2 protein-coding genes and 1 pseudogene are annotated in these 2,938 nt (G+C 55.8%); 2 read left to right on the forward strand and 1 reads right to left on the reverse strand.

Annotated elements, in window-relative coordinates; genetic code table 11:
- Window positions 1-280 precede the first annotated feature (280 nt).
- Window positions 281-462 (forward strand): annotated as a pseudogene (locus tag VJ956_RS13315) (IS1595 family transposase); the annotation flags it as partial.
- Window positions 463-653: 191 nt separating this feature from the next.
- Window positions 654-998, forward strand: coding sequence for a hypothetical protein (locus VJ956_RS13320; RefSeq protein WP_324085528.1), 345 nt, complete (start codon window positions 654-656; stop codon window positions 996-998).
- Between the two features lie 83 nt (window positions 999-1,081).
- Here VJ956_RS13320 and ltrA read toward each other — a convergent pair whose 3' ends face one another.
- Window positions 1,082-2,416, reverse strand: coding sequence for a group II intron reverse transcriptase/maturase (gene ltrA, locus VJ956_RS13325; protein ID WP_324085529.1), 1,335 nt, complete (start codon window positions 2,414-2,416; stop codon window positions 1,082-1,084).
- Window positions 2,417-2,938: the final 522 nt, after the last annotated feature.

Here is a 2,938-nt window from a genome sequence, read left to right on the forward strand (position 1 = left end):
TTTTTCCGGGTTCTTCAATGCCATGTCCTGCCCGTCCCTCTCCGAGAAATAAAGTGCCTGTACAGCCATGTGCCTGTTCTCCTGTGAGCCAGCTTCCCGTCAGGATGTAGTGTCAGCGGGATAAATCATTCAGAGCGAAGCGTAACACCGATACCGTACAAAATGGCCATGTTGAGCTTCGCTGTTGGTGCGGGCCAATAGTACTGTATATACAACTGTATAAAAAGGCCTTCGCTGGACGGCAAAATGAAAAGCTGACGTTAATGCGCTCGAAAAGACCCTGGCCTACCTCCCGGTTGATCTCAAACAACACCCTGCCCATCAGCTTTGGGGCAAATCAATGCTCAGGCGCACACCCTGCCTGAAACCGCCAGATCTTGCCGCCTATGCCGTGATTGTGGGGATCAGGATGAGGGCAAATGGGGTCGTTCTGGTGGATTGCAGCGATATCGGTGCCAGAGCCTTAATCTGCAGGTATCAGCGACCCGGTAAGGCAGGTCGGCGATGTCAGATGATTGCATGGCATTGGTTGCGCTAGTGGGCTAAGCTTTTGATTTATTGATCCTTGATTTGAATTCTGGTGTCTGAAAAGGCTGTAATCATGAAGCTGTCAAATTTTGTGCAATCACTGAGGCTTCAGTGCAAGTGCTGTTATGGCAGTTGGCCAAGAGGTAAGTGCAGGTATGTTTAGTTTCCAGGATTTTGCAAAGCCTCAAGTTAAATCACTGATCGGAGCGTTGATCGTAACGGTCTCGACCATGGTCGGATCATGGGCCACACCATTACTAGCCTACGTTTTTGCTTTGATGGCACTTGTAATGATCATCGTCGTTACGCTCTTTAGTCCTGCTTGGCCCTCCCAATCGAAAAAGGAAAACGCACTGGTATTTTCGTTGTTCTGGGGGTTAATGTTGGGGGTGATCGCCCCCTACCTCATATCCAAGTTTCTGGAGGGTGGGTTTGCTGCAGTTTTTGAAATTCTTACATCAGAGCCATAATCGGGTAGCCGGGGGTATCTAACCCCTAGCCCCCACAACACCCTGCACCGATGCGTCGGACCGGCGGCTCCGCACAGGGCGTTTCACCGGGAATGGTGAAGCCTGATCCATCCATCGCGCAGTGATGCCAATCCTTCGGCTTTCAGGTAGTCATTAGACAGCGCCTGCTGAATACCCGGCGTCTTCGAGCTGCGCCAGGGGCCTTTGCTGGTAATGCCACACGCCACGGCGGCCTGCACGTGCACACCCAACCTCATCAGGTTCCTGACTTTGGTGCGCGGCTTTCGCCACTGTCGCCAGTAGGCCATTCGAACGCGGCGGCGGATCCAGTGGTCCAGATCGCAGCAGCGTTGGTAGCCGGTGGCGATGCCGAAGTAGTTGATCCAGCCCCGAAGGTACTGGCTGACCTTGAAAAGCTGGTAGTGCATCGACACACCCCAGTTCCGGTTCGTCAGTTCCCGGATACGTTGCTTGAACTTGCGCAGCGCATCGGGGTGCCAATGGATCTGGGTTCCCTTGAAGGTAAAGCCCAGGAACTTGCTGTCATTGGTTCTGACTACTCGGCTCTTGGTAGTGTTGACCGTCAGTTTCAGGCGGTGTTCGAGGAAGTGGCTGATGCTGGCCAGCACCCGGTCGCCCGCGCGGCGGCTGTTCACCACAATGGTGAAGTCGTCCGCGTAGCGGGCAAACCGATGGCCCCGTCGCTCCAGTTCTTTATCCAGGGGGTCGAGCATGATGTTGGCCAGCAGAGGCGATAATGGACCGCCCTGTGGTACACCTTCCCGGCTCTCCAGATAGAGCTGGCTATCGATAATCCCAGCTCGCAGGTACCGGGCAATCAATCCCAGCAAACGCTTGTCTCGGACCTTGCGTCCCAGGTGCGTCATCAGCAGGTCGTGATTCACCCGGTCGAAGAACTTCGACAGGTCCACATCCACCGCAAAGCGTCTCCCATCCTTGAGGATGCTCTGCACCCGTTGCACCGCCTGGTGCGCGTTCCGGCCCGGACGGAAGCCGTAGCTGTCCGCTGAGAATCCCGGGTCGAACAAGGGCATCAGGATCTGGGCAATGGCTTGCTGAATCACCCGGTCTGTCACCGTCGGGATGCCAAGCTGGCGCTTGCCACCGTCCGGTTTGTCGATCTCAACTCGCCGCACCGGCGCTGGTTGATAATCGCCCGAGCGAATCGACTGCTGGGCCACACTCCAATGGCCGCCCTTTACCCAGACGGGAAACTCCTCGATGGTCATGCCATCGATGCCCGCCGCTCCCTTATTGGCTCGAACCTGCTTCCAGGCTTGTTGTAGATTAGCCCGGTGCAGTACTGCATCGAGTAGATCTTCACTAAAGGCTGGCTTCGTGACCGTACGCTGAGTCACGTCATTGCCGGGCGGCATTCGTGCGTTCAAGTCGGCCAAGGCTCCTCCTTTATTTCCGGTGTTAGGCCCTTCACCCTGTCCCGACCATTACGACGGGCGTTTGGCTACTATGGCCGCTGCTGACTTCTGCTCAATCACCGGCAGGGTTACCCCCGCTGGCGCTATCGGTGTCCATCTCATTCGCTCGCAACCGCCGATGGCAACGGCTGCGCCCAGGCTTGATCGACCAGTGGCCTGACTGGTAATTAACCGATCGCTGGTTGAGCAGATCTCCCCAGATAAGAGCATGCACTGTCACTGCACTGCTGCATCATTTACGGTGGCCGTTAGATCACATGGCTTCGCTGTCTTGTGCCAACTCGCCTCCGGCCTACGCCTCATATGATGTTCTTGTTCATCAGCTCGCAGTTTTGCTAGCGGCTTCCTCCAGACCTTTCCTCGCGGATCGGCCCTTGCCATTCGCTAGTGGTTAGCGTTCAATCGGGTAAAACCGGCTGAACGGTGATCTTCCCACAGGGGACTTTCACCCCATTAGTTCATGCCCATGCTGGGCGTACACAA

Source organism: Marinobacter sp., assembly GCF_035268745.1.
Classification (GTDB): Bacteria; Pseudomonadota; Gammaproteobacteria; order Pseudomonadales; family Oleiphilaceae; genus Marinobacter.